General features: G+C 65.3%; 11 protein-coding genes. 6 read left to right on the forward strand and 5 right to left on the reverse strand.

Features of this window, described 5'->3' with window-relative positions; translation table 11 throughout:
• From CAL22_RS03935 to CAL22_RS03955, 5 genes are all read left to right on the forward strand, one after another.
• Complete coding sequence (locus CAL22_RS03935; protein WP_094810537.1) at positions 1-3,492, forward strand: ATP-binding protein; 3,492 nt, start codon at positions 1-3, stop codon at positions 3,490-3,492.
• 420 nt (positions 3,493-3,912) lie between these two features.
• Positions 3,913-4,458: a fimbrial protein gene (locus tag CAL22_RS03940; RefSeq protein ID WP_094810538.1), complete on the forward strand. Its 546-nt coding sequence runs from the start codon at positions 3,913-3,915 to the stop codon at positions 4,456-4,458.
• Between the two features lie 77 nt (positions 4,459-4,535).
• Complete coding sequence (locus CAL22_RS03945; RefSeq protein WP_094810540.1) at positions 4,536-5,282, forward strand: fimbria/pilus periplasmic chaperone; 747 nt, start codon at positions 4,536-4,538, stop codon at positions 5,280-5,282.
• Positions 5,283-5,452: 170 nt separating this feature from the next.
• Positions 5,453-8,101 carry a fimbria/pilus outer membrane usher protein gene (locus tag CAL22_RS03950; protein ID WP_094810542.1) on the forward strand — a complete coding sequence of 883 codons (2,649 nt, stop codon included), beginning with the start codon at positions 5,453-5,455 and terminating at the stop codon, positions 8,099-8,101.
• Positions 8,101-9,177 carry a fimbrial protein gene (locus CAL22_RS03955; RefSeq protein WP_094810544.1) on the forward strand — a complete coding sequence of 359 codons (1,077 nt, stop codon included), beginning with the start codon at positions 8,101-8,103 and terminating at the stop codon, positions 9,175-9,177. Before CAL22_RS03950 ends, CAL22_RS03955 begins: the two co-directional genes overlap by 1 nt.
• Before the next feature lie 54 nt (positions 9,178-9,231).
• On the opposite strand, the gene CAL22_RS03960 is transcribed toward CAL22_RS03955, so the two are convergent.
• Genes CAL22_RS03960 through CAL22_RS03980 form a run of 5 tightly spaced genes read right to left on the reverse strand, consistent with a single transcriptional unit; the run spans position 9,232 to position 13,481 of the window.
• Positions 9,232-10,194 carry a branched-chain amino acid ABC transporter permease gene (locus CAL22_RS03960; protein WP_094810546.1) on the reverse strand — a complete coding sequence of 321 codons (963 nt, stop codon included), beginning with the start codon at positions 10,192-10,194 and terminating at the stop codon, positions 9,232-9,234.
• Positions 10,191-11,078 (reverse strand): branched-chain amino acid ABC transporter permease, encoded by an 888-nt coding sequence (locus tag CAL22_RS03965; protein WP_094810548.1) that lies wholly within the window; start codon positions 11,076-11,078, stop codon positions 10,191-10,193. The genes CAL22_RS03960 and CAL22_RS03965 overlap by 4 nt, the downstream gene beginning before the upstream one ends.
• A gap of 11 nt (positions 11,079-11,089) precedes the next feature.
• Positions 11,090-11,797, reverse strand: a complete 708-nt coding sequence (locus CAL22_RS03970) for an ABC transporter ATP-binding protein (RefSeq protein WP_094810550.1) — start codon at positions 11,795-11,797, stop codon at positions 11,090-11,092.
• On the reverse strand, positions 11,790-12,578 hold the full coding sequence (locus CAL22_RS03975; RefSeq protein ID WP_094810552.1) for an ABC transporter ATP-binding protein: 789 nt from the start codon (positions 12,576-12,578) through the stop codon (positions 11,790-11,792). The genes CAL22_RS03970 and CAL22_RS03975 overlap by 8 nt, the downstream gene beginning before the upstream one ends.
• A gap of 30 nt (positions 12,579-12,608) precedes the next feature.
• A complete protein-coding gene (locus CAL22_RS03980) occupies positions 12,609-13,481 on the reverse strand; it encodes an HpcH/HpaI aldolase/citrate lyase family protein (RefSeq protein ID WP_094810554.1) in 873 nt (290 codons plus the stop codon).
• A 157-nt stretch (positions 13,482-13,638) separates the two neighbouring features.
• Between CAL22_RS03980 and CAL22_RS03985 the strand changes: the two genes are divergently transcribed.
• Entirely contained in the window at positions 13,639-14,823 is a 1,185-nt protein-coding gene (locus CAL22_RS03985) for an acyl-CoA dehydrogenase family protein (RefSeq protein WP_094810556.1), read from the forward strand.
• Positions 14,824-14,838 lie beyond the last annotated feature (15 nt).

The following is a 14,838-nucleotide window of genomic DNA, read 5'->3' on the forward strand; positions in this document are numbered from 1 at the left end:
ATGAGTGTCCAAAAGAGCGAACCGAGTCCCGTGCTGGCGCGTCTTCGCCGCTACCAGCATGCGTTGCTGATTGGCGGCGGCGTCATCATTACCGCGTCCATCATCGTGGCGAGTCTGGTGGAGATCGGCGCGTCCGCGCAGGCCTATCTGACGCACACGAAGGAAGCCATCGAGGAAGATGTGCGCAGGTCCTTCGACGTCACCACGCAGGCGATCGCGACCTTGCGGCAGAACGTAGGCAACATCGAGTCGGCCTGGGCCGAGGCTTCCCGAGCGCAACCCGACGCGGCGCTGGCGCTGGGCCAGGATAATGTTCTGCGCGTGCAGCCCACGCCGGATGTGCCGCCCTTGCTGGTCATCCATGATGGCGGCACGCCCGATGCCGCCGTGACGCAGCGCTTCGCGCAGGTGGCGCAACGCATGGCCGCGACCGCCAGCGCCGCGGCCGCGCGCAACGGCGGTTCGCTGGCGGCCTACGTGTTCAGCCCCGACAAGAAATACATCATCCTGTCCGCGCTGCCCTGGGGCGGGCCGCCATGGCAGGACCGCATCCTGAAAAACCCGCCTGCCCTGTTCGCGGCGCTGACGTCTTCCGACGGGCAAGACATCACGTTCGCGCCTTCCGCGGAGGGGCTGGTGTCGACGGCGGCGCCGCGCATGCGCTGGTTGCCGCCGTATCGCAGCCCCTTGTCGGGCAGGGATGCCGTACGCATCGCGGCCCAGCTCAAGGACGCCGACGGCGGTCCCATCGGCACGCTGGTTTATGAAATGCCGCTGACCACCTTGCTCGAACTGCTGCCTTCGGGAGCGGTGGGTGGCGCCTGCCTGTTGCTCGCGAGCGACCATTCCGAAGTCGCCCGCTGTCCGGCGGATGCGCGATTCGGCCAATCGCAGGCGGGCACGGCAGACCTGCAGCATGTCGATCCGTCCTCGGGCAAAGGCCTGGCCCTGGGCGCGGTGATGAAGACCTGGCCCTTCGGGCCCACTGGCTGGACGCTGGTCCATGTGCAGTCATGGCGGGAGATCCTGGCCGGCGTGCGGGATCAGGTCGCGGTGACGGTCGCGACCTCCGTGCTCATCATTGCTCTGGTCTGGGTGCTGTTGCTGCTGGTCAAGCGGCGCGTGCTGACGCCGGCGGTGCGTCAGTCGCAACGGGTGTTCGACAGCGAACAGCTCAGCCGCACCCTGGTGCAGACCGCGCCCGTCGGGCTGGGACTGATCGCCAGAGAGGATGGCGAGGTGCTCTTGCACAGCCCTGCCATGGCGGCGCTGACGGCCAAGGTGAACGAGGCCGGCGGGAGTCTGCCGCAGGCACTCTTGCAGAACTACCGCGAGCAGAACGGTGATGCGGAGGCGGCCGCGCCGCCGGCCGAGCCGCGGATTCTGCGCAGCGATCTGGTGTTCCCGCTCGACGCGGGCCGCCGCCTGGATTTGTCGGTCGGCATGGTGGGCGCGCGCTACCAGGGGCAGGAGGTGCTGGTCGCGGCCATCACCGACGTGACGCGGAACAAAGAGCTCGAGATCGAGTTGAGCAACGCGCGCCTGGCCGCCGAACACGCCAACGCCGCCAAATCGGCGTTTCTGGCGGCCATGAGTCATGAGATCCGCACGCCGCTCAATGCCATCCTGGGCAATCTGGAGCTGCTGACCTATTCGCCCCTGAACGAGACGCAGCGCGATCGCCTGGACGTCATCCGCAGCGCCTCTGGCGGATTGATGGCGCTGGTCGATGATGTCCTGGATTTTTCCAAGATCGAGGCCGGTGAGCTGGCGCTGGAAGATCTGGATTACGACCTGATGGAGCTGGCCGCGGATGCGCTGCGGGTGTTCGCGCCCTTGGCCAAGGACAAGGGCCTGGCCCTGCATGGCGAATTGGGCGCCGAGGTGGCGCTGCCCATGCGCGGCGATCCGCTGCGGGTGCGCCAGGTGCTGAACAATCTGCTGTCCAACGCGATCAAGTTCACCGCGACCGGCGCGGTGACGTTACAGGTTGCGCGCGATGATGCGCGCTCCGAGGTGACGGTCACGGTCACGGATACGGGGATAGGCATGACGGCCGGCCAGGTGCAGGAGCTGTTCCAGGATTTCCGGCAGATGGATCCCAGCATCGGGCGCCGTTTCGGCGGCACCGGGCTGGGCCTGGCGCTGTGCCGGCGTTTGACGCATGCCATGCAAGGCACTCTCGTGGCCCGTAGCCGGCTGGGCGAGGGCAGCGCTTTCGCGGTGACCTTGCCGCGGGGGGCATTCAGCGCGACGCTGCAGCCGCCTCGTTTCGAGGGCCAACGGATATTGCTGCTGACGGCCGCGCCCGCGGAGCGCGACGCGGTGTCGCAAGTGCTGGCCGGCTGGGGACTGCTGGTCGCGGCCTACGGGCATCCTGCCCTGGTCCAGACGCGCGAGGCCGAAGACGCCGAGGCCCTGGTCTTCTGGGGCGGGCGAGAAACATGGCATCCCGAGGATGAGCGACGGTTGGCCGACGAGGCCAGCTGGGTCATCGACGGCACCGAGGACGGGCCTGGCTACCCCATCGCATCGGGGCGCGTGGTGGCCGTCTCCACATTCGGGTTGCGGGCCTTGGCCGATGGCTTGCGCTATGCCTTGCTGGGCGAAGCCCCCGCGGTGCGCGAAGCGCCGCTGCGCAAGCTCGCGCAGCGGCTGCGGGTGTTGGTGGTCGAAGACAATGCCTTCAATCGCCAGCTTTTCATGGATCAACTGGAGCTGCTGGGCTGCCTGCCCACGGCGGCGCACGATGCGGGCGCGGCGCTCGAACAACTGACCCAGGCCGCTTTCGATGTACTGCTGACGGACCTGGCCATGCCCGGCAGAGACGGTTTTTCCCTGACCCGGCTGGTGCGGCAGCGCTGGCCCGATATGCCGGTATTGGCCGCCACCGCCAACGTCACGCCGCAGAAGCTCGAGCAGGCCGGGCTGGCCGGTATTTCCAGGGTATTGGCCAAGCCGGTGTCATTGGCCGAGCTGGCCGGCGCCCTGGCGCAGTTGGCCGGCCCGGGGCGGGTGGACAGCGCCGCCGCCGGTCCCGGGCCGCTCGGCGGGCGCCCGCTGCCGGAAGAGACCTGGCGCGCTTATGTGCAGGCGTGTGAAGCCTCGGTGCAGCGCTTGCAGTTTGCGGCCAAGCGGGGCGACGTGGACACCCTGCTGGCCGAACTGCACTCGGTGCAGGGGGCCTGCCGTGTGTTCGGCTTCGACCACATAGGCGCGTGCTGCGCGCAGGCCGAGCACGCCTTGCGACAGCGCGGCGCCTTGGAGGATCCGGAGACGGTGCAAGCGCTTTGCGATGCGCTGCAGGCCACGGCCACGCGGGATCCTGCCTGCCTGTCGAATCAGGCGCAGCGCCTCGACCGCAAGCTGAGGGAGCGTGCGGAGGGATCCGCCGACGGCGGCGCGCACGACACGACGCGCGCGCTCTCGCGCATCTTGCTCGCTTCCTTGCGCGATCTCGATCGCACCCACGCGCAAACGCACAAGGCCTAGCACGCGCCGGGTTGACGGGGCCATCCCGGCGCACGGCAGGGGGCGTATCGGCGCCATGATCTGGCGTGGCTTGCCCACAGGCGTCGCCACGCCCGCGCGCGACTCCGTCGGCGCCGCTTTCGCGGTGCTGGCGAACGATTTTCGCCAAGCTTGAACACCGCGGCGCCGCGCGTGTTTTACCGGTTTATTGACACAACACAAGCCGGGGACGCCAGTCCTGTAAACCACGGGGATATTTCAGACCTGTCCTATATAGCCGGACGGGCGGAATGCCTAATATCGTTTCGGCCAGACAGGTGAAATCAATCCACCTAAAAAGCACATCAGTCCGCGAGGCTCGATGGGGCGTGCTGGCACAAGCGGCTGCGGGACATCTGTCATCGGCCGAGTTTCCGAAACTTAACCTTTAGGTAAACCAACATGAAAGCACTCATTCCAGCTCTCGCACTCGGTGGTCTGCTGGGCCTGTCGTCGATGGCGCACGCAGCTGACGGCACCATCACTATCAACGGCGTCGTCGAAGACACGACTTGCTCGATCAATGGTGGCACCGCCGGTTCGTCCTACAGCAAGACCATCACGCTGCCGTCGGTCAACGCCAGCTCGCTGACCTCCCCCGGCCAAACCGCTGGTACGTCGCAACCGGCCGACCTGCATTTCGCGCTGTCGGGCTGCACCTCGGGTGTCAAGGCGATCGCCTCGTTCGAGAACGGTTCCAAGGTCAACCAGGATTCCGGCAACCTGATCAACAGCGGCACCGCCGAGAACGTTGAAGTCCAGCTGCTGAACGGCAACATGGCGCCGATCAACATCACCACCAACTCCAACAACACGATGGATTCCAACGGTGCGGCGATCACCGGTGGCGTGGCGGATCTGAAGTACTTCGCCCGTTACTACGCCACGGGTCAGGCCACGGCCGGTACCGTGAACACCTCGGTCAACTTCACGATGCAGTACCAGTAAGCGCACGTGCAAGGAGGCGCTTACGGTCATGGGCGCCTCCTTCTACAACAGACAGGTGATCGGTTTAAGGGTAGAAAATGAAGCTCCCCAAGAAATTGAAACTAGGATTCGGGCTGGCATGCCTGCTGTTGGCGGGCGGAGCGGATGCAAGCGTAATTATCGGCGGCACTCGGGTGGTCTATCCGCTCGACCAGCGCGAAGTCACGGTGAGGCTGGAGAACGACAGCGCCTCGCCTTCGCTGGTGCAAGTGTGGCTGGACAACGGTGAACAGAATGCACAACCGGGTGATGTCAAAGCACCCTTTGTCATTACGCCTCCGATATTCCGTATGGATGCCAAGAAGCGCCAGACGCTGCGCATCATGCATACGGGCGGCGAAGCATTGCCGCAGGATCGCGAGTCGGTATATTGGTTGAACGTATTGGATATCCCTCCCAAGCCGGATGTGGCGCCGGGAACCAATACGATGCAAGTGGCCTATCGCACGCGCGTCAAGCTGTTCGTGCGGCCTGACAATCTGCCGGGCAAGGCCGACGAGGCGCCCGCGCAACTCGACTGGAAAATCGTCGATGGACAGGGCGGCAAGGGCCAGTCCCTGAGTGTCTCGAATCCCACCCCTTATCACGTCTCGTTCAGCCAGATCACGGTGCAGAGCGGGGGTCAGACGTTCAAGAATGAAGTGGGCGGCATGGTGGCACCCAAAGCCACGCAAGTGCTTCCCGTCACCAACATGAAGGCCGTGTCCGCGGGCGCCAAAGTGAAGTACAGCGCCATCAACGATTACGGCGGCGCCATTGTGGGCGAAGCCACGCTAGGCCGCTAGCGCGCGGCGGCTGCCGCGCGCGGCCAGGCGCGATTTCTTCTCCTTTCGTTTTCAATCTGAACGTGGTGAGCACGGGCGGTGTATGCGCACGCCTGTCGATCCGCAGCAGGACATGCCAGATCGTGAAGCAGACTCCGCAATTCCCGTCTTGGACCAGAACCGCCCTCTCGATGGCTTTGGCCCGCCTGTACCCCAGCGTGGCGACAGTGGTGAGCGCCTGCCTGCTCGTGGGGGGCGTGCAAGCGGCGGAAGTGGCCACGGTGCCAGCGCCGGAAGCCGACCCCGCTGTCGTGACGTTTGATGAGTCCTTTCTGCGCGTGGATTCCGCGCAGCACGTCGACGTGACGCGCTTTGCGCGCGGCAACCCGGTCTCGCCGGGGGTTTACTCGGTGGACATCTTCGTCAACGACGAGCGCGTCGCCCGCCAGCCTGTCCGGTTTCAGGCGAACCGCGCCGGTGCGGGGTCGCAGCCCTGTCTGACGCGCACGCTGCTGGATACGCTGGGGGTGGATTTCAGCAAGGTGCCTTCGGGCAATACCGCCGCCAGCGTGGGGGAGTGTGTCGACCTGGCCCGCGCGGTGCCCGGCGCCAAGGTGGACTTCGATTTCTCGGATCAGCAATTGATGTTGACCGTGCCGCAGATGTATATGCGTAACACGGTGCGCGGCTACGTGCCCCCGGAACTGTGGCAGGACGGTGTGACCGCCGGCTTTGTCAGCTACAACGCCAATACCTATCACACCAGCGGCTCGGGCTTTAGCTCCACGCAGAATTATCTGGGCCTGAACGCCGGCTTCAATCTGGGCGGCTGGCGCCTGCGGCATCAATCATCGCTGACGCAGTCTTCCGGCAATTCCTCGCATTTCGATAACTACGCGACCTATTTGCAGCACGACGTGACGGCGCTGAAGTCGCAAGTGACGCTGGGCGACGGCGCGACGACGGGCGATGTGTTCGATAGCGTGCAGTTCCGCGGCGTGCAGATCGCGTCGGAAGACCGCATGTTGCCCGACTCCCAGCGCGGCTATGCGCCGGTGGTGCGCGGTACGGCGGACTCCAACGCCCGCGTCACGATCCGGCAGAACAATCAGGTCATCTACGAGACCAGTGTTTCGCCGGGGCCGTTCGAGATCCGGGACCTGTACGCCACCGGTTATGGCGGCAATCTGGACGTCACCGTGACCGAAGCCGGGGGAAGGACCAAGACCTTCACCGTGCCCTTTGCGTCGGTGACGCAGTCGCTGCGCCAGGGCGTGACGCGGTTCTCGGGCACGGCGGGCCAGTTGCGCAATCTGGGCTTTGACCACAAGCCGAAGTTCGGGCAGTTCACCGTGCAGCACGGGTTGAGCAATATGTGGACGCTGTATGGCGGGGGAGTCGGCAGCAGCGGCTACGCCTCGGCCAACCTTGGGGTGGCCGCCAATACCAGCCTGGGTGCGGTCTCGGTCGACGTGACGGGCGCGCAAACCCATGTGCCGGGGCAGAGCACGATGCGCGGCACGAGCTGGCGCCTGGGCTACAACAAGTTCATCGATCCCACGAACACCAATATCGCGCTGGCGGCCTACCGCTACTCGACGGAGAACTATCTGAGCCTGACCGATGCCTCGTGGGTGCGCGAGTTGGCGCGGCGCAACGAGGATATCCGGTCGCGTTACCGGCAGAAGAACCGGCTGCAACTGACCCTGAACCAGAACTTCAAGTATGGCGGCAGCGTCTTCGTCAGCGCCTCGGCGCAACAGTACTGGAATCGCGGCGGCAGCGACACGTTCTATCAGGCCGGTTACACCGACAGCTTCAAGTACGGCTCCTACAGCCTGAGCGCCGGGCGCACGCGCAGCTGGGACGGCACCATGTCCAACCAGTTCATGGTCAGCCTGAGCATCCCGCTTGGTCGCACCCAGCACGCCCCCATGCTGTCGACCAGTCTGTCCCGGTCGGGCGGCGATACGCAGATGCAGACCAGCCTGAGCGGCTCGCTGGGCGAGACCAACGAGTACTCGTACAACGCCTACGGCACCTATGCGTCGGGCAATGCCAGCCATTCGACCGACGCGGGGGTCAGCGGCACCTACCGTGCGCCGTATGCGCAGATCACGGCGTCGGGCAGCAGCGGCAGGGACACCAACCAGGTTTCCGCCGGTATCAGCGGGTCCATCGTGGCTCACCCGGGCGGCGTGACTCTGTCGCAGATGGTGGGTGACACCTTTGGCGTGGTCGAGGCGCCGGGCGCCGAGGGGGCTCGCGTGCTGAGCGCACCCGGGGTCGAGATCAACAGCAGCGGCTACGCGGTTGTGCCTTATCTGACGCCGTACGGCAGCAATATGGTGGATATCGATCCGAAGGGGACGTCCACCGAGGTCGAGTTCGAATCCACGTCGGAAGAAGCGGTGCCGCGCCTGGGTTCGGTGGTCATGCTCAAGTACAAGATGGTGAGCGGCCGGGCAGCCTTGATCCGCGCCCCGCTGGCCAATGATGCGCCTTTGCCTTTCGGTGCCGATGTGGTGGACGAGAAGGGCGTGAGCGTGGGGGTCGTCGCCCAGGACAGCCAGATTTTTGCGCGCGGCCTGGAGCCCAAGGGCAGCTTGTTCGTGAAGTGGGGCCAAGGCTCGCACAAGCAGTGCCGGATCGACTACCAACTGCCGCAAGACAAGCCCCAATCCCGGGCCGCCTACCTCTCCCTGCAATTGCAGTGCGTGGCGGTTGGCGACGGGTCGCCGGGCCATTCCAACCATCTGGAGGGGGGCCGGCCGGGTCATGACGCCACGCCCCACGCCAAGCGCGTATCTGCCTCCGCAACTGATAAGCAGGAGCAGTGATGAAGTCTGTGTTCAAGGTATTCCGTCAACCCATCGGCGGGGCGGGCGCCGCGCGGCGCGGCAAAGGCTTGTTGGCCGCCGTCGCGGGGGTGTTGGCGACGTTTTTTCTCGCCGCGCCCGCGCTCGCGGACTGCACGGCGGTGAGGCTGCCGGACCTCAACGTCAATTTTCCGCCCACGCTGGTGATCCCGCCGAACATCGCAGCCAATACGGAGCTCGCCACGATCACCGTGGCCGTCCCGGGTACGGCGCAGGGCGTGCAATACGCGACCTGCACAGGGAATACCTACTACTCTTACTACTGGCAGATCAAGTCGAACTCGTACGTGGCTAACAACGTCGGCTCGACCTCGATCGATGGCGTGGGCTATACCGCCAGCCTGTCCGGCGTCAGCTCCAGCCCCATCTGGATGGACAAGCAGATCAATACCCTCGACAAGGAGATGAAGTTTCTTTCGCAGGTTTATGTGACGGTGAAACTCATCGCCACGAAGTCGACCATCGGGACGGGCAAACTGACGTTGAATCCGCGCGGGACCGGCGTGGCCAATACCGTGGCTACGTTCTTTGCCGGCAATGGCACGGCCGGCAACTCGGTGGTGTTCAACGTGACCATGCTGCCCAACGTCACCACGATCAGTTCGGGGTCATGTTCGGTGGTCAACAGCGCGATTCCGGTCACGTTGGATCCCGTCTTCACCACTGCGTTTTCCGGGGTGAACAGCACGGCGGGTGAAAAGCCCTTCTCCATCAACCTGACTTGCCCGACCTCCATCAGCGGTGTCTATATGACCCTGACGGATAGCGCCAATCGATCCAACCTGACGGACAAGCTCACCTTGACCCAGGCCTCCACGGCGAGCGGTGTCGCCTTGCAGATCCTGGACCCATCGGGGTCGCCGATCTCTTACGGCGCCGACTCCATCTCCTCGGGCAACCCGAACCAATGGTATGCCGGTAAACCCGTCAGCGGGAAGTTGAACGTGCCACTGAAGGCCAGGTACATCAAAACGGACACGCAGATCAAGGGCGGCACGGTCAACGGGCTGGCGACGTTTACGATGTCTTATCAGTAGAGCCAAGCGGGGCGGCGCGCCGCCCCGCCCCGCCTGGGCGCCGTCTCGTGCCCGTCAGGCCGTGGTCCTGGCGTCCTGCTCGCGTTCGAGCCGGGCCGTGCGGCGCTTTTCGACTTCGCCCATGATGCCGGCGCGAAAGACGGAGACGCAGACGATGAAGATGACGCCGATCACGACGGTGATGGGCAGATCCAGATCGGCGAGATAGCTTTCCAGTGACACGACCACCGTGGCGCCGACCAGGGGGCCGAGCAGCGTGCCGATCCCTCCGATCAGCGCCATGAGGATGACCTCGCCGGAGGTCTGCCATTGCACGTCCAGCAGAGACGCCACCTGAAACGCCATGGCTTTGGTGGCGCCGGCCATGCCGGCCAGCGTCGCCGAGGCGACGAAGGCGACGAGTTTGTACCTGGCGGTCCGGTAGCCCAGGGAGATGGCGCGCGTTTCATTGTCGCGGATGGCCCGCAGGACCGTGCCGAATGGCGATCGCAGAATGCGCCAGCTCGTATACGCCCCCAGCAGAAAAATCGCCAGCACGAGATAGTAGGTCGTGAGGTTGCTGCTCAGATCGAGCCAACCCAGTGCCTTGCCGCGCGGCACGCCCTGGATGCCGTCCTCGCCTCCGGTCTGCGGAATCTGCACGCACAGAAAGTAAAAAAGTTGGGCCAGGGCCAGGGTGATCATCGCGAAGTAAATCCCCTGGCGCCGGATCGCCACCAATCCGAACAGCAGACCGAGCACGGCAGCGCTGACGGTACCGGCCAGAATGCCCAGCAGGGGATCGGCGTTCAGGTATTTGATGGTGTAGGCCGATACGTAAGCGCCGCAGCCCAGGAAGGCGGCGTGCCCGAAGGACAGCAGGCCGGCGCCGCCCAGCAACAGGTCGAAGGCGATGGCAAACAGCGCGAAGCACAGGATCTTGATCAGAAACGCGGGGTAAATCAGGACAGGGGCGATCAGCAACAGGCCGATGCCCAGCGCCAGATAGAGGGCGAGGTCTTTGCGGACAGTCATCATTGCTCCCTCCCGAACAGGCCTTTGGGACTGAAGAACAGCACCAGCACCATGAGCACGAAGATCACGGTGTTGGCGGCTTCCGGATAAAACAGTTTCGTGGCCGCCTCGATCAGCCCGACGAGGTAGCCCGTGGCGATGGCCGCGCCGATGGATCCCATGCCACCGATCACGATGACGGCAAACACGACGATCAGCAGGTTCTGCCCCATGAGCGGGCTGACCTGATAGATGGGGGCCGCCAGCACGCCGGCCAGCGCGGCCAGCGCCGCGCCCAGCCCATAGGTGAGGGTCATCAGCAAGGGCACGTTGATCCCGAAGGTCTGCACCAGGATGGGGTTTTCCGTGGCCGCGCGCAGGTAGGCCCCGAACTGCGTGCGCTCGATGATCCACCACACGGCAAAGCAGATCAGCAGCGAGGCCAGTACGATGAAGCCGCGGTAGGCCGGCAGGAACATGAATCCCAGGTCCAGGGCGCCTTGCAGGCTTTCCGGCGGCGCATAGGGTTGCCCGCCCGAGCCGAACCAGTAACGGAACAAGCCTTCGGCGACCAGCGCCACGCCGAACGTCAGCAGCAGGCCGTAGAGATGGTCGGATTGATACAGGCGCGCCAGCAGCAGCCTTTCAATCAGCACCCCGAGCAGGCCCACGCACAGCGGCGCCAGGACGAGGGAGAGCCAGAAGCCTACGCCGAAGTAGTTCAGCAGCAGCCAGGCGGCGAAAGCGCCGAGCATGTATTGCGCGCCGTGGGCCATGTTGATGACCCGCAGCATGCCGAAGATCACCGCCAGGCCGAGGCTGAGCAGCGCGTAGAAAGACCCGTTGATCAGGCCCAGCAACAACTGGCCGTAGAGCGCCGCAGTCGGAATGCCAAATAAAGTGGTCATGGTTCACGCCTTCAGGCAAGCCCGAGCAGGGCGGTCAGTTGGGTGTGACGGCCTTCGAGTTCGGCGCTGACGAAGGTGTCGGCGATACGGCCGTGCTCCATCACGTAGTAGCGGTCGGCCACTTTGCGGGCGAAATGGAAGTTCTGTTCGACGAGCAGAATCGTCATGCCGCGCGCTTTGAGCGTGTGGATCAGGGCGCCGATGCGCTGCACGATGACCGGGGCCAGGCCTTCGGTGGGTTCGTCGAGCAGGATGATGTCGACGCCCGTGCGCAGAATCCGCGCGATGGCCAGCATTTGCTGTTCGCCGCCCGACAGGCGGGTCCCGGGGCTGTGGCGGCGTTCGTACAGGTTGGGAAACAGCGCATAGATCTCTTCCAGGCTCATGCCGCCGGGTTTTTTCACGGGAGGCAGCACGAGATTCTCGGCCACGGTCAGGCTGGCGAAGATGCCGCGCTCCTCGGGCACGAAGCCGATGCCGTAATCGGCGATGTGGTGCAGGGCGCAATGGCTGGCGTCCCTGCCGCCGATGCGGATCTCGCCGCGCCGCTTGCGCAGCACACCGAGGATGGACTTGAGCGTCGTGGTCTTGCCCGCGCCATTGCGGCCCAGCAGGGCGACGACCTCGCCAGGCTGCAGCGACAGCGACACGCCGTGAAGCACATGGCTTTCGCCGTACCAGGCGTGCAGGTCGCGCACGTCGATGGCGGATTCAGTCATCGTCGACTCCGATATAGGCTTCACGTACGCGCGGCAGGTTGCTGACTTCGGTGTAGCTGCCCTGGGCGATGACTTTGCCGCGTTCCAGAACGGTGACGTGGTCGCACAGCGCGGCTACGACCGGGAGGTTGTGCTCGACCATGACCACGGTCCGGCCCCTGGCGGCCTTGCGGATCAGGTCGCGCACGGCATCGACGTCCTCGTGCGCCATGCCCGCCATGGGCTCGTCCAGCAGCATGATCCGGGGCTCGAGCGCCAGTGTGGCCGCCAGTTCGAGTGCGCGTTTGCGCCCATAGGAAAGCGTGCCGGCGCGCACGTTGGCGAAGGCCGTCAGGCCCACGTCGGCCAGCAGGGCCATGGCCCGGTCGTTGAGCGCGTCCAGCCGGCGCGGCGAGGCCAGCATCTGGGTGGCCAGGCCGGCCTGCCGCTGCAGCGCGACGCGCAGGTTGTCGCGGGTGCTCAGGCTGTCGAAGATGGCCGAGATCTGAAACGACCGCACCAGGCCGCGCCGCGCGATCTCGGCGGGTTTCAGCGCGGTCACGTCCTGGCCATCGAGCAGAATCCGGCCGCTGCTGGGCGCGAGAAACTTGCTCAGCAGGTTGAAGACGGTCGTTTTGCCCGCGCCATTAGGGCCGATCAGGCCGTGGATACTGCCTTCGCGCACGCTGATGTCCACGCCGTCCACTGCCGTGAATCCACGGAAGTCGCGGCGCAGGCCGCGCCCCTCCAGGATGGCGGGCGCGGACGCTTCGCGTGCCGAGTCCGGATGCTGCTTGTGCATGGGGCACCCCCAGGATGTCAGTGCGCGGGCTTACTGCCCGGCCTGGGCCAGCAGGCGCTTGGCCTGTTTGAGGTGCGGCATGTCGAGCATTTTGCCTTTGAGGCCGACCGTTCCGGTGCCTTGCGTCTGGAAGGCCTCGACGACCTGGCGCGCGTAGGCGATCTCCTCGGCGCTGGGAGTGAAGGCGAGGTTGATGACATCCACCTGGTCGGGATGGATGGCGACCTTGGCGGTAAAGCCCGCCCGGCGGGCCGCCGCCGCGTCCTTGGCCAGCCCTTCGGGGTCTTTGTAATCGACCCAGAGGGTGTCGACGGGTTCGACGCCCGCGGCCCGGGCGCCGAGCAGGCAGGCCGACCGCGCGTTGCGGTAGGTGTGCTCCAGTGTGCCGTCTTCCTGCCGGTTGCTCGACGCGCCCACCGCGGCGGCCAGGTCTTCGGCGCCCCAGGTCAGGCCGGACAGGCGCGGGCTGCACCCGATATAGCTGTGCATGGTCAGGACCGACTCCGGCGTTTCGGTGGCCACCGGCACGATGGTGATGGCCCCCGCGGGCACGCCGTCGCGTTCTTCCAGGGCGGTCAGGTAGTGGTCCAGCCGGGCCACGTCGGCGCCGCCGCGCGTTTTGGGCAAGAGGATGGTCTGGGGTTGGCCGCCGGCGACCGCCACCAGATCGGCCAGGGCGGCCGGGTGGTCCAGCGCGTTGATGCGGACCCAGAGTTGCTGCTTGCGCGTGGCGGCGGGATGGGCATCCAGGAATTCGCGCACCATGCGCCGGGCAATGCCGGCCTTCTCGGCGGAAACCGAATCCTCGAGATCCAGAATGAGGACGTCGGCATGGGTCTGCACCGCTTTGGCGAACTTGCGCTCGCTGTCTCCGGGTACGAACAGCAGTGATCGAATGGCCATGTTGCTTGTCTCCAGCGTTCGAGTTTGTGTGCGGCAGATTTCATCACACCATTTCAATCATTTCAATGGTTCATTTTTTAAAAAGATTGAGATAAGATGATTTCGCAGGCCGGTCAGACCGGCCGCCGAAGGTCCAAGAACAATCAGGAGACTCACCATGGAGCAGGTGCAGGCGGCCGCGGAGCTGGGCAGTTGGGAGATGCCCGGGGAACTCCGCATGCTGGAGGAAACTGTCAGGCGTTTTATGCGCCAGGAGGTGGCGCCGTTGGAGGACAGGCTGGAGCACGACGCCTATGCCCTGCCGCCGGCCGACCTGGCCCGATTGCAGGCCAAGGCGCGAGAGCTGGGCCTGTGGTGCGTGCAAAGCCCCGAGGCCTACGGGGGCGCGGGGTTGAACCTGCTGGGCCAATGCATTGTCGCGGAGGAGTCCGCCAAGTGCCGCATGGGCGCTTACATTCCGGCTTGCGGGGCCTTCGGTTTCGATCCTCCCAGCATCATCTTCGGCGGAACGCCGGAACAGATACGCAAGTACGCGGTGCCTGCCATCGAACGTGGCGAGAAGGCGTTTTTTGCCATCAGCGAACCGGGCGGCGGGTCGGACCCGGCCCGGGCGATCCAGACGCGGGCGGAGCGTGTGGGCGATCACTATGTGCTCAACGGCACCAAGATCTGGATCACCGCGGCAAGCGAGTCGCGCTGGGGGGTGGCATTCGCGCGCACCGGGCCAGGCCGGGATGGTGTGACGGCCTTCATCATCAATATGGATCGCCCCGGCGTGTCCACCAAGGTGATTCCGGTGATACGCGCCTATGCGCCGTATGAGCTGCACTTCAATGACTACAAAGTGCCGCTGGAGGATGTGCTGGGCGAAGTGGGCAAGGGGTTCGCGCTGGTGGATCGCCTGCTGGTGCATGGGCGCGTGCCTTATGCGGCCGGCACGCTGGGCATCGCCCAGGCCGCGCTCGAGATCGCCATCGATTGGGCGCGTCAGCGCAGCACGTTCGGTGCCTTGCTGGCCGACCGGCAAGCGGTGCAATGGATGATCGCCGATTCGGAAATCGAGTTGCGCGCCGCGCGGCTGCTGGTCTATCAGGCCGCCTGGAAGGCCGACCGGGGTCAGGACATCAAGGTGGATGCCTCCATCGCGAAGGTCTGCGCCACGGAGACCGCCGGGCGGGTCGTCGACCGCTGCATTCAGATTCTGGGCGGGATGGGCGTGGCCTGCGAAATGCCGCTGGAGCGCTGGTACCGCGAACTGCGCATCAAGCGCATCGGCGAAGGTCCCTCGGAAGTGCAGCGCATGGTGGTCGCCCGCCATCTGCTTGGCAACCGATCCAAATAACGCGAACGGAGCATT

Origin of the sequence: Bordetella genomosp. 12, assembly GCF_002261355.1 — a bacterium.
GTDB lineage: Bacteria > Pseudomonadota > Gammaproteobacteria > Burkholderiales > Burkholderiaceae_B > Bordetella.